Annotated in this window: 14 protein-coding genes; 8 read left to right on the top strand and 6 right to left on the bottom strand. The window is 62.1% G+C overall.

From position 1 onward, the window contains the following. The first annotated feature begins 54 nt into the window (after positions 1-54). Positions 55-1,188, top strand: coding sequence for a molecular chaperone DnaJ (gene dnaJ / locus CVS48_RS00410; protein ID WP_100852851.1), 1,134 nt, complete (start codon positions 55-57; stop codon positions 1,186-1,188). 67 nt (positions 1,189-1,255) lie between these two features. Here the strand turns inward: dnaJ and CVS48_RS00405 are convergent. The 3 genes from CVS48_RS00405 to CVS48_RS00395 all read right to left on the bottom strand — a co-directional run bounded on the left by CVS48_RS00405 (position 1,256) and on the right by CVS48_RS00395 (position 6,321). Then, a protein-coding gene (locus CVS48_RS00405) for an IS3 family transposase (RefSeq protein WP_419191420.1) occupies positions 1,256-2,604 on the bottom strand; the annotation gives its coding sequence in 2 pieces (ribosomal slippage) (positions 1,256-2,119 and positions 2,122-2,604; 1,347 coding nt in all). A 286-nt stretch (positions 2,605-2,890) separates the two neighbouring features. After that, positions 2,891-3,280, bottom strand: coding sequence for a DUF4148 domain-containing protein (locus CVS48_RS00400; RefSeq protein WP_100852850.1), 390 nt, complete (start codon positions 3,278-3,280; stop codon positions 2,891-2,893). 284 nt (positions 3,281-3,564) lie between these two features. Further along, positions 3,565-6,321 (bottom strand): M16 family metallopeptidase, encoded by a 2,757-nt coding sequence (locus CVS48_RS00395; RefSeq protein ID WP_100857457.1) that lies wholly within the window; start codon positions 6,319-6,321, stop codon positions 3,565-3,567. Positions 6,322-6,420: 99 nt separating this feature from the next. Here CVS48_RS00395 and CVS48_RS00390 point away from each other — a divergent pair, with 99 nt between their 5' ends. From CVS48_RS00390 to CVS48_RS00380, 3 genes are all read left to right on the top strand, one after another. Next, positions 6,421-7,020 (top strand): GNAT family N-acetyltransferase, encoded by a 600-nt coding sequence (locus tag CVS48_RS00390; RefSeq protein WP_100852849.1) that lies wholly within the window; start codon positions 6,421-6,423, stop codon positions 7,018-7,020. A 250-nt stretch (positions 7,021-7,270) separates the two neighbouring features. Beyond that, positions 7,271-7,648 (top strand): hypothetical protein, encoded by a 378-nt coding sequence (locus CVS48_RS00385; protein WP_100852848.1) that lies wholly within the window; start codon positions 7,271-7,273, stop codon positions 7,646-7,648. A 113-nt stretch (positions 7,649-7,761) separates the two neighbouring features. After that, positions 7,762-8,319 (top strand): GNAT family N-acetyltransferase, encoded by a 558-nt coding sequence (locus CVS48_RS00380; protein ID WP_100857456.1) that lies wholly within the window; start codon positions 7,762-7,764, stop codon positions 8,317-8,319. Between the two features lie 3 nt (positions 8,320-8,322). On the opposite strand, the gene CVS48_RS00375 is transcribed toward CVS48_RS00380, so the two are convergent. Both CVS48_RS00375 and CVS48_RS00370 read right to left on the bottom strand, forming a co-directional pair. Beyond that, positions 8,323-9,495: a vWA domain-containing protein gene (locus CVS48_RS00375; protein WP_100852847.1), complete on the bottom strand. Its 1,173-nt coding sequence runs from the start codon at positions 9,493-9,495 to the stop codon at positions 8,323-8,325. A 25-nt stretch (positions 9,496-9,520) separates the two neighbouring features. After that, positions 9,521-10,402 (bottom strand): AAA family ATPase, encoded by an 882-nt coding sequence (locus tag CVS48_RS00370; protein WP_100852846.1) that lies wholly within the window; start codon positions 10,400-10,402, stop codon positions 9,521-9,523. A gap of 176 nt (positions 10,403-10,578) precedes the next feature. On the opposite strand from CVS48_RS00370, the gene CVS48_RS00365 reads away from it, so the two are divergent. Both CVS48_RS00365 and CVS48_RS00360 read left to right on the top strand, forming a co-directional pair. Then, positions 10,579-10,932 (top strand): c-type cytochrome, encoded by a 354-nt coding sequence (locus tag CVS48_RS00365; RefSeq protein ID WP_100852845.1) that lies wholly within the window; start codon positions 10,579-10,581, stop codon positions 10,930-10,932. A gap of 10 nt (positions 10,933-10,942) precedes the next feature. After that, entirely contained in the window at positions 10,943-11,305 is a 363-nt protein-coding gene (locus CVS48_RS00360; protein WP_100852844.1) for a c-type cytochrome, read from the top strand. 7 nt (positions 11,306-11,312) lie between these two features. Here CVS48_RS00360 and CVS48_RS00355 read toward each other — a convergent pair whose 3' ends face one another. Beyond that, positions 11,313-11,738: a DUF1841 family protein gene (locus CVS48_RS00355; protein WP_100852843.1), complete on the bottom strand. Its 426-nt coding sequence runs from the start codon at positions 11,736-11,738 to the stop codon at positions 11,313-11,315. 201 nt (positions 11,739-11,939) lie between these two features. Between CVS48_RS00355 and icd the strand changes: the two genes are divergently transcribed. Together icd and CVS48_RS00345 are read left to right on the top strand one after the other, a co-directional pair. Further along, positions 11,940-13,196: an NADP-dependent isocitrate dehydrogenase gene (icd, locus tag CVS48_RS00350; RefSeq protein WP_050447222.1), complete on the top strand. Its 1,257-nt coding sequence runs from the start codon at positions 11,940-11,942 to the stop codon at positions 13,194-13,196. Between the two features lie 120 nt (positions 13,197-13,316). Beyond that, positions 13,317-14,582, top strand: coding sequence for an O-antigen ligase family protein (locus CVS48_RS00345; RefSeq protein WP_419191421.1), 1,266 nt, complete (start codon positions 13,317-13,319; stop codon positions 14,580-14,582). Positions 14,583-14,671: the final 89 nt, after the last annotated feature.

Raw genomic sequence — 14,671 nt, 5'->3', positions numbered from 1 at the left:
GGCGTACTCATTCTGTAGCACTGAAAAGATGGCTCGTTTTTGAGCCCACGGATCATGGCAAAACGCGACTATTACGAAGTTCTGGGCGTGGCAAAGAACGCCTCGGACGACGAACTCAAGAAGGCCTATCGAAAGCTGGCCATGAAATACCACCCGGACCGCAATCCGGACAGCAAAGAAGCCGAAGAGAAGTTCAAGGAAGCCAAGGAAGCTTACGAGGTCCTGGGTGATGAACAGAAGCGCGCTGCGTATGACCGCTATGGCCATGCAGGCGTGGACCCCAATTCCGCCGGCATGGGCGGGGCGGGGATGGGCGGCGGCTTTGCCGACGCCTTCGGCGATATTTTCGGCGAGATCTTTGGAGGCGCTGGCGGCGGTGGCCGTCGCGGCGGCGGCCCGCAGGTGTACCGCGGGGCCGACCTGAAGTACGCGCTGGAAATCACGTTGGAACAGGCCGCGGCCGGGTTCGACACCGAAATCCGCGTACCGAGCTGGGAGCACTGCGATACCTGCCACGGCTCCGGCGCCAAGGCCGGCACGTCGCCCAAGACCTGCCGCACTTGCGGAGGTTCGGGCGCGGTGCGCATGCAGCAGGGTTTCTTCAGCGTGCAGCAAACCTGCCCGACCTGCCACGGCAACGGCAAGGAAATCACTGATCCCTGCCCGGCGTGCGACGGCGTGGGTCGTATCCGCCGCAACAAGACGCTGCAGGTGAAGATTCCGGCCGGTATCGATGACGGCATGCGTATCCGCTCCAGCGGCAATGGCGAACCGGGCATCAACGGCGGTCCTCCGGGCGACTTGTATGTGGAAATCCACATCAAGCAGCACAAGATCTTCCAGCGCGATGGCGACGACCTGCACTGCGAGCTGACCATTCCGTTCACCACGGCGGCGTTGGGCGGCGAATTGCAGGTGCCGACGTTGGGCGGCAAGGCCGAGATTTCGATTCCCGAGGGAACGCAGTCCGGTAAAACCTTCCGTTTGCGCGGCAAGGGTATTCGCGGCGTGCGGGGCAGCTATCCGGGTGATCTGTACTGCCACGTGGTGGTGGAAACGCCGGTGCGCCTGAGCGAGGACCAAAAGAGCATCCTGCGCCAGTTCGAGACGTCGCTGAACGACGGGGGCGACCGCCACTCGCCGCAAAGCAAGTCCTGGACGGATCGGGTGAAGGAGTTCTTCAGCTGATAGGGCTGAGGGATGGGAAAAAGCCGCGAATTTGTGAACTGACCCCAAGAAGTTGGACAGTTAAAAGCTAAGGGCCGAAGGCCTGGGTCCGGTATTGAACCGGGCTCAGGCCTTTTAGCTTGAGCTTGATGCGGTGGTGATTGTAGTAGTGGATGTAGCGGCGGATGCCGGCCTGTAGCTGCTCGATGCTCTCGAAGCGGTTCAGATGGAAGAACTCCGACTTGAGCGTGCCGAAGAAGCTCTCCATGGCGGCGTTGTCCAGGCAGTTGCCCTTGCGGGACATGCTCTGGGTGACGGCGCGCTCGGCTAGCAGGCGCCGGTAGGCGCGTTGCTGGTATTGCCAGCCCTGATCCGAGTGCAGCAACGGCGTATCCAAGGGTTTGAGCTTGGCGAAGGCCTTTTTCAGCATCTTGGTCACCAGGCCGAACACCGGGCGCTGCTCGGTTTGATAGGCCACGATCTCGCCGTTGTACAGGTCCATCACCGGGGACAGATACAGCTTCTTGCCCTGGACGTTGAACTCGGTCACGTCGGTAGCCCACTTCTGGTTGGGGCCAGACGCCTCGAACTGGCGCTTGAGCAAATCCGGTGCGATCCGGCCTACCTCGCCACGGTATGAGCGATATTTCTTGGCCCGCACTAGCGATTTTATCCCCAGCGCCTGCATCAGGCGCTGCACCGTCTTGTGGTTGATCAGTTCGCCGGCCTGGCGCAGCACCGAGGTGATCCGGCGATAGCCGTAGCGCCCCTTGTTGCGGGCATAGACGGCACCGATCCTGGCCTTGAGCCCGGCGTACTTGTCCGCCGCGCCCTGCGCCTTCAGATGGTAGTAAAACGTGCTGCGCGACAGCCGGGCTGCGCGCAGCAACAATGTCAGCGGATGGGCTGACCTTAATCCTTGGACCATTTGCGCTTTTTGACGAGCGCTTCGGTCCGTTCCGCTTGGATCAAGGCCTTCAATTTTTTTAGGTAGTCGAGCTCCGCACGCAGATAGGCATTCTCTTTGCGCAACTCGTCCTCGGTCATGTCTTTGGGGGTCGGTGCCGGAGGGTATTTATGCGGCATGGGACGTCTACCTTTAGTTCGCGGCGCCAACGCGCCTGCTCCCCCAGCATCATACTGGGCGCGCCAGATGCCGATGCTGCCCGCGTGACGAATGTCATAGAGCGCCGCAGCCTGGCGATCTGACAGGCCATCAAGGTCTATCCGCCCAAGCACCTCCTGCTTGAACGCCGCATCGTAATGACTGAACTTCTTGGCTAGCCCAGCACTGCCGTGCTGCTCGTAGCTCGCTACCCAACGGCGCAGCATCGAATGCTCGATCCCATGGCTGCGGGCCACCTCTCGATAGCCAAGCTGGCCAGCTAAGTAATGCCTTACCGCATTCAGCTTGAATCGCTCATCGTACTTCGTCATGAAAAACACCCCAAAGGTCGGACGGGTGTCCAACTTCTGGGGTGCAGTTCATTTGGTCGCGGCTTTTTTTTTGCGGTCTTGCGGGGGATTTTGCGGTCTTGCGGGGGATTTTTTGGGGGGGCGCTGCTTGATGGGTTGCGCGCGATGGGGGGGTGGGGTTCTTGCAGGGAGCGGTGCGCGCTTCACCCATCCTACATGCCGTGGCGAAGCCGGTCGGCGAAATGCCGTAAAAAACCGGTCCCAGGCCATGATGCCGCCTGAGACCGGCCGGGCTACAGCAAGCAGCTCACCGGGTGGTCGGCGGGTAGTCGAGCTCGCCGAACGTGTATTGGCCGCTGGCCTTGGCTTGGGCCAGTTCTTGCTGGACGTCGGCGCGGGTCTTCACGCTGGCCGGCGCGGAAGTGGTGGGCGGGTATTCGAGTTCGCCGAAGGTGTATTCGCCGCTGATCTTGGCTTGTTGCAACTGGGCTTGCACGTCTTGCGAGCTCAAGCTGGCGGCTTGGGGCAGGGCGGGCGGGTAGTCCAGTTCGCCGAACGTGTATTGGCCGTTGGCCTTGGCTTGCTGCAATTCGGTCGCGACCTGGTCGCGGGTCTTGGCTTGTTCAACGCCGGCGGCTTGGGCGCCAACGCCAACCAAAGCCAGGGATAGCAGCAGGGTGGTGGTTAGGGTTTTCATGATTGAGACCTCCGTGTCATCTTGGATGGGAGCGAATCCGGCATTACCGTCGTGGTTCGTTGTTTGTTCCCGATGACTGAATTCTGCGCGCTATCCCACTTGGGATAAACCCTTAATACCTGAAAAGATATTTCCAAATAATCGAGTAATTCGTTCGATTCTGGTAAATATCACCGTTTTTCGTAGGGTTATGCAGACCAGACGAGCGGATGGATCGCCCGGTTCACATCCGTTGACGCAAAAAAACCCCTGCACGAGGCAGGGGTTTTGGGGGCGGCAAACGCTCAGGGCGCGGCTTTCTTTTTGAAGTCGCCCGCGACCGCGGTGCTGAAACCGTCGGCGCGCAGGTACTTGCGTAGCGCGGCATTGACCGCGTCGGGCGTCAAGGCGGAGATCTTCTTGTCCATCTCGGCTGACCACTCAAACGTGCGGCCGCGTTGCAGGTAGTCAAGCCAGGTGCTGGCCAGGATGTCGTCTTGCGCGCGGGCCAGGTTGCGGTAGTTCAGAAGCGCGTTGATGCCATCCGCCACTTCCTTGTCGGAAAAGCCGTCCTTCAGCACGCGCGCCAGTTCCTCGTTGATGGCCTTTTCCAGGCGGTCACGATTCTGGGGGGCGTAAATGGCGTACATGGTCCAACTGGCGCTGGGTTCGAACGACGAGACCGACAGCGAGCTGCGCACGTTGTAGGACAGGCCTTCGGTTTCGCGCACGCGGTTCCACAAGCGTGACGTTTCAGACGCACCGAACAGGTAGTTGGCCAGATACAGGGCCGCGTAGTCCGCATCCGTGTCTTGCAGCTTCAACGGCATGCGCGACACGTAGAAGGCGTTGGCCTTGTCGGGCGTATCGATGTCGAACTGCTTGGCGGGAATGTCGCGATACGGGTTGGGCACGCGGGTGTAGGCGGGCGCCTTCTTCCAACCGGCCAGGCCCGTGGTGATGGCCTTTTCGACAGCCGCGGGGTCGAAGTCGCCCACGGCGGAATACTCGATCTTGCCGGCGCCGTAGAACTTGGCGTGGAACTTGGCGAGCGCGTCGCGGTTCAGGCCGCGCACGCTGGCCAAGGACTCTTCAAACGTCGGCACGTAGCGCAGGTCGTCAGCGGGCCACGGGTTGTCCTGGCGCGCCAGGGCGCGTCCGGCCAAGGCCGTGGGCTCGGTCATGGCGTTCTGGATCGAGGTTTCAAGCTGGCGCTGGTATTCGTCCAACTGTTCCTTGGGGAAGTTGGCGTTGCGCACGATTTCCAATGCCAGCGCGGTCAGCTCGGGCAGGTTCTCGCCCTTGGTCGACATGGCGATTTTCAGCGTCGTGCCGCCGCCGCTGAAGCCCAGTTCGGCCTGCAGCTTGTCCAGGCGGTCCTGGATTTCCTGGCGCGACAGCTTGGCCGTGCCACGGATCAGCAGATCCGCCGCGGCGCTCGAGTTTACGCGCTGGCCAAGCAGATCTTTTTCATTGCCGAATTGAATCAGCATCTGCGCCTGCACGCGGCTGCCGCGCGTGGCCTTGGGCAACAGCGCCAACTGAACCGGCCCGTTGGCGAGCTCCAGTGTTTTTCTTTGCGTCAGCTTGTCGATGTTTTCGGGCGTGGGGTCAAAGGCGGATGCCGCCTTGAAGTCCGGATCGCCCTTGTAGTCCTTGAACACGGCAGTCAGGTCCACGCGCTGCGTTTGCGGCGCACGCAGCGGCTTTTCCGTGGGAATGTAGCGGCCTTCGATGCGATTGCTTTGCAGCAGATAGGTGGTTGCGGCTTGTTGGACTTCAGTCAGCGTGGCCTTGCGGGCGCGGTCGCGCTGCAGGAAGAACAAGCGCCAGTCGCCAGCGGCGATGGCTTCGGACAGCGCCACACCGACCTGCTCGGGATCGCTGTAGGTTTGTTCCCAGGCGGTCAGCCATTTGCTGCGCGCGCGATCCAGTTCCTGTTGCGTGAAAGGCGTTTTACCCAGCGATTCCAGCGTGCCGGTCAGCGTCTTCATGGCAGCGTCCAGGTCTTTGCCCGGCGGCAATTGCGCGCCGAACATCGCCAGGCCGGGATCGCGGTTTTCCATGGTGAAGCCGAACACGCCCGAGGCCATTTTCGTGGCGACCAGCGCGTGGTACAGGCGGCCCGACGGCGTATCCGACAGGATGACGGTGGCCAGGTCCAGCGGCACGAAATCGGGGCTGCCGGCGGCGGGGATGTGGTACATGGCGGCTACCAGCGGCGTGCCGCCGGCACGACGCAAGGTGACCGAACGTTCGCCGTCCTGCACCGGTTCCACGGTGTACTCGGGCGGCAACTTGCGGTCGGGCTTGGGCAGCTTGCCCAGCGTTTGTTCAATGTCCGCCAGGGTGGCCTGGGGGTCGAACTTGCCGGCCACGATCAGCACGGCATTATCGGGCTGGTAGTACTCGTGATAGAAGGCGCGAAGCTGGCCGATGTCCACGTTTTCAACGTCGGAGCGGGCGCCGATGGTGTTCTTGCCGTAGCTGTGCCACTGGTAGGCGGCCGCCTGCATTTTTTGCATCAGGATGCGCGACGGGCTGTTTTCGCCGCTTTCCATTTCATTGCGGACCACGGTCATTTCCGAATCCAGGTCTTCCTTGGCGATCAGGGAATTAACCATGGCGTCGGCTTGCCAGCCCAGGTACCACTTGAGGGTGTCGGGGTTGGCGGCGAAACTGGCGAAGTAGTTGGTGCGGTCGCTGGAGGTGGAGCCGTTGGCCTGCAGGCCACGACGCGAAAATTCGCCCATGGCGTTGCGCGTGGTGGACGTACCCTTGAACAGCATGTGTTCCAGCAGGTGCGCCATGCCGGTCTGGCCGTAGTTCTCGTTGCGCGAGCCCACCAGGTAGGTCATGTTGACGGTGGTCGACGGCTTGGACTCGTCGGGTACCAGCAGCACCCTTAAGCCATTGGCCAAGCGGTATTCAGTGATGCCTTCAACCGAGGCGGCCTCCGAGACGCCGGCCGGAAGATTGGCGGCGCCGGCCTGAAAGGCCAGGAAGGAGGAGAACAGCAGCGCACCCAATGGGCGCGGCAGCTTCGACAGGGACAGGCGCATGGCAAACAATTCCTTTCGCATGGCAGAATCCGTTGGAGTGTATACGTTGGCAATGGTTCAGGCGCTGCAAGCCTGAGACGCAATACAAGGAAGTGCGACATGTCGTTATCGCTGGAAGTAGAAACGTCGCGACTGGTGCTGCGGCAATGGCGCGCGGATGACCGCCAGCCGTTCGCGGAAATGAACGCGGATCCGCGCGTGACCGAGTTCCTGCTGCCGCTGTCGGCACAGGAAAGCGATGCGCTGGCCGCACGGCTGGCGGCGGGCATTGACGAGCATGGCTGGGGGTTCTGGGCCGTTGAAGCGCCCGGTGTGGCGCCGTTCATCGGCTTTGTCGGCATCAAGCCCATGCCGGCGATGCTGCCGTTCGCGCCGGGGATCGAAGTGGGCTGGCGTCTGGCGCAGCCGTTTTGGGGGCGTGGCTATGCCAGCGAAGCCGCTGAAGCGGCACTGCGCGTCGGGTTCGAACAGGTCAGGCTGGATGAAATCGTGGCGTTCACGGCGGTGGGCAATCAGCGATCACGCGCGGTGATGGCGCGGCTTGGCATGCAGGCAGATGCCGGCACGTTTGATCATCCGGCGTTGTCCCCGGGCCACCCGCTGCGTGAGCATGTGCTTTATCGCCTGCGTCGGGAGCATTGGATGGGTCGAAATAACGGTGACGCAGAGCCAGGCGGCATGCCGGTTGCGGCGGCATAAGCCGTCGAAAGCAGCGCCACCAGAGGGTGCTGCGCTGCAATATCCTTCGTGCACAAGGCAAATTTGAGGTCGTCCGGCTTGCGGGTGTAAGCTTTTTCAAACGTAGTAGCTGTTGCCGACGGGATGCGCGACAGCCGTCTACCCGGCTTCCCGTCCAACGCCAGACGCCGCCGCATGCGCGGCGCCGGTGCTTGTCGTTCGCGCCTTCGCTGCCGGCATCCTGCCGGCGCATTTTTCGGAGGAACGACCCATGCTGACCGAAATCGTCACGCGTGCTCTGTCCCAATTGACCGGTAGCGCCTTGAGCGGCGACGGAATCAAAGGGCAGTTTCAGTACGCCTATGCCAGTGATGACGGCCAATTCGTGGCCATACTGACCCATGATATGACCACCTATGTGGTGGACTTGAACGCACAACGATACTTCGCGGAATGCGGCGGTTCGCCCCGTGGGTTCGCCGGACATGTGCTTGAGATGGAAGGCGCGGCCGTGCGCAGCCATCCGTGGCCGGCCGCCAATGATCTGTTTGACCTGGACATGGATGCGGACGAGCTTTCATGGCGCAAGTGCCCCGGCCTGCGCCACGCGTCCGCCACCAACCGATCTGTGGAGAGCCGCGCCGCCTGAGAGTGGCCAGAAGCGGCAACACCTTACTGAACCGCCGGATCGGCGGTTTTTTTTGTGCCAAGGGCCGTTGCGAGCGGCTACAAATGCGGGCCGTGACAGTACAATTTTTCGCCATGAACTCGCCCGCTGATACCCACGCGCCCGACGGCGCAACCCTTGTCGATTGCACGTACGAACGCCACGCGGATCAGATACTGGCCATCTTCAACGACGCCATCGTCAATTCCACCGCGCTGTACGACTACAAGCCCCGGCCGCGCGAAGCGATGTCGGGTTGGTTCCAGACCAAGCAGCAGGGCGGCTTTCCGGTGGTCGGGTTTGAAAACGCGGCTGGCGAACTGATGGCGTTTGCCAGCTATGGCACTTTCCGCGCCTGGCCCGCGTTCAAGTATTCCGTTGAGCATTCCGTCTACGTGGACGGGCGTTTTCGCGGCCGGGGCCTGGGCGAAGCAATGATGCGCGTGCTGATCGAACGAGCGCGTGCCAATCAGGTGCACGTGCTGGTCGGCGGCATTGACGCCTCCAACGACGGCAGCATCCGCCTGCACGAGAAGCTGGGGTTCAAGCACGCCGGCACAATCCGCGAAGCGGGCTTCAAGTTCGGCCGCTGGCTGGATCTGGCGTTTTATCAGTTGACGCTGGATACGCCTGAGCAGCCGGTGGATGGGTAAGGCTTATTTGGAGAGGACCCGCATCGCTTGTTCCAGGCCCGCGACGGTGACCGGATACATGCGGTCCTGCATGATGTCGCGCATCAGCGCGATGGACTGACGGTATTGCCACGACGCGGTGGGCTCGGGGTTGAGCCACACCGATTTCGGCCAGGCATCCAGCAGCCGCCGCATCCACTGTGCGCCAGGTTCCTTGTTGTAGTGTTCGACGGACCCGCCGGGTTGCAGGATTTCGTACGGGCTCATGGTGGCGTCGCCGACGATGATCAGCCGCCAGTCCGGGTTGTACTTGCGCAGCACGTCCCAGGTGTCGAAACGTTCGTTCTGGCGGCGGCGGTTGCTTTGCCACAGGCTTTCGTACGGGCAGTTGTGGAAGTAATAGACTTCCAGATTGCGGAATTCGCTGCGCGCCGCTGAAAACAATTCTTCCACGCGGCCGATGTGGTCGTCCATGCTGCCGCCCACGTCCAGCAGCATCAGCACCTTTACGGTGTTGTGGCGTTCGGGCACCATGCGCAGGTCCAGGTGGCCGGCGTTGCGCGCGGTGCTGGCGATGGTGTCGTCCAGGTCCAGTTCCATGTCGGCGCCTTGGCGCGCAAAACGGCGCAAGCGCCGCAGCGCCACCTTGAAGTTGCGCGTGCCCAGTTCGACCTGATCGTCGTAGTCCTTGAACTGGCGCATGTCCCAGACCTTGACCGCCGAGCGGTTGCCCGCCGATGCGCCGCCCACGCGGATGCCTTCGGGGTGATAACCGCCGTTGCCGAACGGCGAGGTGCCGCCGGTGCCAATCCATTTGCTGCCGCCCGCGTGGCGCTCTTTCTGCTCTTCCATGCGTTCCTTGAAGAGCTCCATCAGTTTGTCCCAGCCGTGCTTTTCAATGGCGGCTTTTTCTTCGGGCGACAGGTTCTTCTCGAACTCTTTTATCAGCCAGTCCAGCGGGATTTCCTTGTCCGCCGGCAGCGCTGCCTGGATGCCCTTGTAGTAGGCGCCAAAGGCCTTGTCGTAGCGGTCGTAGAGTGATTCGTCCTTGACCAGCGTGGCGCGTGCCAGGAAGTAGAACTCGTCCAGCGTGGGCGCCATCAGGTCGTGGCGCAGGGCGTCCACCAGGGTCAGGTATTCCTTGACCGAGACGGGCAGCTTGTGCGCCCGAAGGTGGTAGAAGAAGTCGATCAGCATGGGCGGGCGGCCGGTGGCGTGGGGATCAGCGGCGCTGGCCGCCGCGGGTCATGGCCGCCAGGCGTTCCAGCAGGTGCACGTCTTGCTCGTTCTTCAGAAGCGCGCCGGCCATCAGCGGCACGGCGGTTGCCGTGTGGGCGTCGATCTCGGCCGCCGTGGCGTTTTCGGCCAGCAGCAGGCGCAGCCAGTCCAGCAGTTCAGAGGTAGACGGCTTTTTCTTCAGGCCGGGCGCATCGCGCAGCGCAAAGAAGGTGTCCAGCGCCGCGCGCAGCACGTCCTGCTTCAGGTGCGGGTAGTGCACGGCGACGATGTCGCGCATGGTGTCGCGGTCGGGGAAGCGGATGTAGTGGAAGAAGCAGCGGCGCAGGAATGCGTCGGGCAGGTCCTTCTCGTTGTTGGACGTGATGATGACCAGCGGGCGATGGCGCGCGGAGATGGTCTCGCGCGTTTCATACACATGGAATTCCATGCGGTCCAGTTCGCGCAGCAGGTCGTTGGGGAATTCGATGTCGGCCTTGTCGATCTCGTCGATCAGCAGCACCACCGGTTCGTCCGCTTGGAACGCTTGCCACAAGGTGCCTTGCACGATGTAGTTGCGGATGTCGCGCACTTTCTCGTCACCCAGCTGCGAGTCGCGCAGGCGCGACACGGCGTCGTATTCGTACAGGCCCTGATGCGCCTTGGTGGTGGACTTGATGTGCCATTGCAGCAGGGGCCGGCCCAGCGCGCGCGCCACTTCTTCGGCCAGCATGGTCTTGCCGGTGCCCGGCTCGCCCTTGATCAGCAGCGGGCGCTGCAAAGTCAGGGCGGCGTTGACGGCCAGTTTCAGGTCGTCGGTGGCGACGTAAGAGTCGGTCCCGTTGAAGCGGGCGGGCGTGGCGGAGTGTGCGGACTGGGCTGCGGACATAGGCTGATGGCTTCCGAGGATTGACGGTGATCAATACCCAACGCAAGGTATTAATCCTGAGCAATTATCGTACAATCAGGCGGTTTTGCAGTTGGGTTCGACCCGCAACGTGTTTGCAGGGGGCCGACGTGTGAGCAGGCCCTAGTCCTTAAGCCATACCAAGAAGAGCCATTCCAATGAAGTTGCGAACCTCTCTGAAGTGCACGGTTTCCGTGTTGGCCGCGATAGCATCCTGTGCGATCGCCGGCCAGGCTGTTGCTGCTGACGCAGCGCCTGTCGGTAACATCCAAAACGCCCGCGACAAGGTTTCCATGTGCATCGGTTGCCACGGCATCGAAGGCTACAAGGCGACGTTCCCCGAGCTCTATCACGTGCCGATGATTGCTGGCCAAAACGCCAAGTACATCGAAACCGCCCTCAACGAGTACAAGAAAGGCGCGCGCAGCCATCCCACGATGGACGCCATTGCCGGCAGCCTGTCCGACCAGGACATCGCCGATCTGGCCGCGTACTACGCGAATCTCAAATAAGGGGCAAACAATGAATCGCACGATGCTTGCCCTTCTGGGCGCGACTTTCGCCATGGCGGGCGCTTCCGTCCAGGCGCAGGACCTGGCCGCCGGCAAGGCCGTTTTCGATAAATTCAATTGCGCGTCGTGCCACGGCGCCGACGCCAAGACCGCGGTGGACCCGTCCTACCCCACGCTGGCCGGCCAGCACGCTGATTACCTGGTCCACGCGCTGAAGGCCTACAAGCGTGGCGCCTCCGGCAGCGCAGCCACCGCCAACGTACGCAAGAACCCCATCATGGGCGCTTTCGCCACGCAATTGTCCGACCAGGATATTTCCAACGTGTCGGCATGGCTGGCGTCCCTGCCCAGCGACCTGGGCGTGCGCAAGTAATTACGCCTTACAGGCTGGCGCGGCGGCGGATCAGGTCGATATAGCTGTCGCTGTCCAGCGGCGTGCCCAGCCGCTGCGCTTCCCACACCACTTGCCCCAGGCATTCCATGATTTCATGGGCTGCGTGGTGGGCGTCCGAGCGTGCGGTTAACTGCTGGTAGGCCAGACGGATGCCGGGCGGATGATCGATGGACAATTGTTCCGCGATGGCCAGGTGCATGGACAGGTGCAGGAACGGATTGGTGCGCCCCTTTTCCACCGCGTAGTCCATGGTCATGGCCTCTGGGCTTTCAAGGTCGCCGTGGTATTCGGGATGCTCGATGATCCAGTCCAGCGCGATGGCCTCGAGCGGAGTCAGCACCTCGTTGGCGCGGTGCTTGCGCCAGGTGTCGATAAAGAATTCGCGGACTTGGTCGCGTGAGGGATTGAACATCGGTGGGGACGGAATGCGGTGTAGGACGCATTATTTTACCGCGCGCCCGATGGCGGCCGGTTGCCCCGGGGCCTTTGCGATATAGAATTGGTTGCTATCCGCCATCCGGTGTGCGGTTCGCGAGGGCGATTTTCCCTGCGGAATCGGACGCTATCCGATGCGGCGCGTGCAGAAAAACCACCCGGAGCAAATGGAGCATTCATGTCCTACCAACATATCAAGGTTCCCGCTGGCGGCCAGAAAATCACGGTCAACGCTGATTTCTCGCTGAATGTGCCTGAACAACCCATCGTTCCCTTCATCGAAGGCGACGGCACGGGCGCCGACATCACCCCAGTGATGATCAAGGTTGTCGACGCCGCGGTGCAAAAAGCCTATGGCGGCAAGCGCAAGATCCACTGGATGGAAGTCTATGCCGGCGAGAAGGCCACCAAGGTCTACGGCCCGGACGTCTGGCTGCCCGACGAGACCCTGGAAGTCGTCAAGGACTACGTGGTCTCCATCAAGGGCCCGTTGACCACCCCGGTTGGCGGCGGCATCCGCTCGCTGAACGTGGCGCTGCGCCAGCAACTGGACCTGTACGTCTGCCTGCGTCCGGTGGCGTACTTCAAGGGCGTGCCCTCGCCGGTGCGTGAGCCCGAAAAGACCAACATGGTGATCTTCCGCGAAAACTCGGAAGACATTTATGCGGGCATCGAATACATGGCCGAAAGCGAGCAGGCCAAGGAACTGATCCAGTTCCTGCAGACCAAGCTGGGCGTGAAGAAGATCCGCTTCCCGAACACCTCGTCCATCGGCATCAAGCCCGTGTCGCGCGAAGGCACCGAGCGCCTGGTGCGCAAGGCCGCGCAGTACGTCATCGACAACGACCGCACGTCGCTGACGCTGGTACACAAGGGCAACATCATGAAGTTCACGGAAGGCGGCTTCCGGGACTGGGGCTACGAACTGCTGCAGAAGGAATTCGGCGCGCAACTGATCGACGGCGGTCCGTGGTGCAAGTTCAAGAACCCCAGGACGGGCCGCGAGATCATCGTCAAGGACGTGATTGCCGACGCCTTCCTGCAGCAGATCCTGCTGCGTCCGGCCGAATACGACGTTATCGCGACGCTGAACCTGAACGGCGACTACATCTCGGACGCGCTGGCGGCGCAAGTGGGCGGCATCGGCATCGCGCCGGGGGCCAACCTGTCGGACTCGGTCGCCATGTTCGAAGCCACCCACGGCACGGCGCCCAAGTACGCGGGCAAGGACTACGTGAACCCCGGTTCCGAAATCCTGTCGGCCGAAATGATGCTGCGCCACATGGGCTGGACCGAAGCCGCTGACCTGATCATCTCCAGCATGGAAAAGTCCATCCTGTCCAAGAAGGTCACGTATGACTTCGCCCGCCTGCTGGAAGGCGCGACCCAGGTGTCGTGCTCGGGCTTTGGCCAGGTCATGATCGAAAACATGTAAATTCGCGAACCCTCCCGCGATGTTCCGCTGAACCCGTCCGCCGTCATGGCGGGCGGGTTTTGTCTACCTATTCCGCATGAAGCGCGTTGCGCTTGCGCTGTTCTTTCCAGGCTGATCGCTGTGCCCCGAATGTATGTTTCCTTAGCCACGTGGCTTGTGTTGTTGGTACCCGCGCTGGCCCTGACCAGCCCGGTTGGCGGACCCGCCATTCTTTATCTAAGCGCCCTGATCGCGCTGACTGCGCTGGCGGTCAACGCAGTCAAGCGGTACGAGCCGTTGGATTTCGGCGCCTTGTGGCCGATGTCCTTGGTGCTGCTGCTGCCGCTGGCCTGCCTTTTCGCCACGTCCGCGGTGCGAGGCGTATGGAGTAGCTCCGAACTTGAAAAGCTGCTGCGCTTCGCGTTGGCGCTGCCGGTGCTGTGGCTGTTGCTGCGCGCGCCGCAGCGATGGCTCAAGCTGGTGCAGTGGAGCATCCTGGCGGGTGCCCTTGGCGGGTCGCTGCTATTGATCTTCGTCATGGAAACCGAGAGCCGTGGCGCGATGATCGATGTTGGCGGGCGCTACAACGCCGTGGGGTTCGCGAACCTGACGCTGTTGTTTGGCGGCATGACGCTCTTGTCCCTGGGCTTTGGTCCTTCCACGCGCTGGCCGCGGGCCGAAGTCGCGGTGAAGCTGTTGGCGGTGGCGCTGTCCGTCATCGCCACCTGGTTGTTCGAGACGCGCAGCAGTTGGATGCTGCTGCCTATCCTGGGGGTGGTGTTCCTGTTGGGTTTGCGAAATTGGCAGCGCCGCCACAAGGTGTATTGCGCCTTGGCGGTCTGTGTGGCGCTGGTTGCCAGCGCCGCGGCCATCTGGACGTTCAGCAGCCGGATGCACGAGATCTCGAAAGACGTCCAACGATTCACGACTTCGGCCAACCGCGATACGTCCTTCGGCATCCGCTTGCAGCTGTGGCACGCCTCGTTCCTGATGTTCGAAAAGAGTCCGATCGTGGGCGTGGGCCCCAGCAAGTTCCGCGAAGAGCTGCGGACGCTTCAAACCCAGGGCGTTGTTACCCAAGAGGTTGTCGACGGCTACGGAGAACCGCACAACGACCTGTTGGCTGCGTTGGCGGGATACGGCCTGCTGGGCCTGATCACGATTCTTGTCCTGTACCTGGTGCCGGCGGCGGTATTCTTCCGTCGTCTGGCCAGCGATGACAGGGTGATTCGCGTCGGCGCGCAGTTGGGGCTGTTGTTCTGCCTGGGCTATTGCGCCTTCAGCCTGACCGAGATGATGTTCCGCAACATGCGCAGCGTGCCCAACTATTCGCTGGTCGTCGTGACGTTGATTGCGCTGACGACGCCACGCGTCGCGCAGGCGGCCAAGAGCGCCTTGCGGCGCTGACGGCACGCGCAGAAATCTCCGCAATGCAAGCACTACCGAACGCAAGGCCCCTGGGCCTTGCGTTTTTCTTATGGGCCTTGCGCTAGATC

The sequence above is a fragment of the Achromobacter spanius genome (assembly GCF_002812705.1).
GTDB classification, from domain to species: Bacteria; Pseudomonadota; Gammaproteobacteria; order Burkholderiales; family Burkholderiaceae_B; genus Achromobacter; species Achromobacter spanius.
This window is presented reverse-complemented; position numbering and strand designations above follow the sequence as displayed.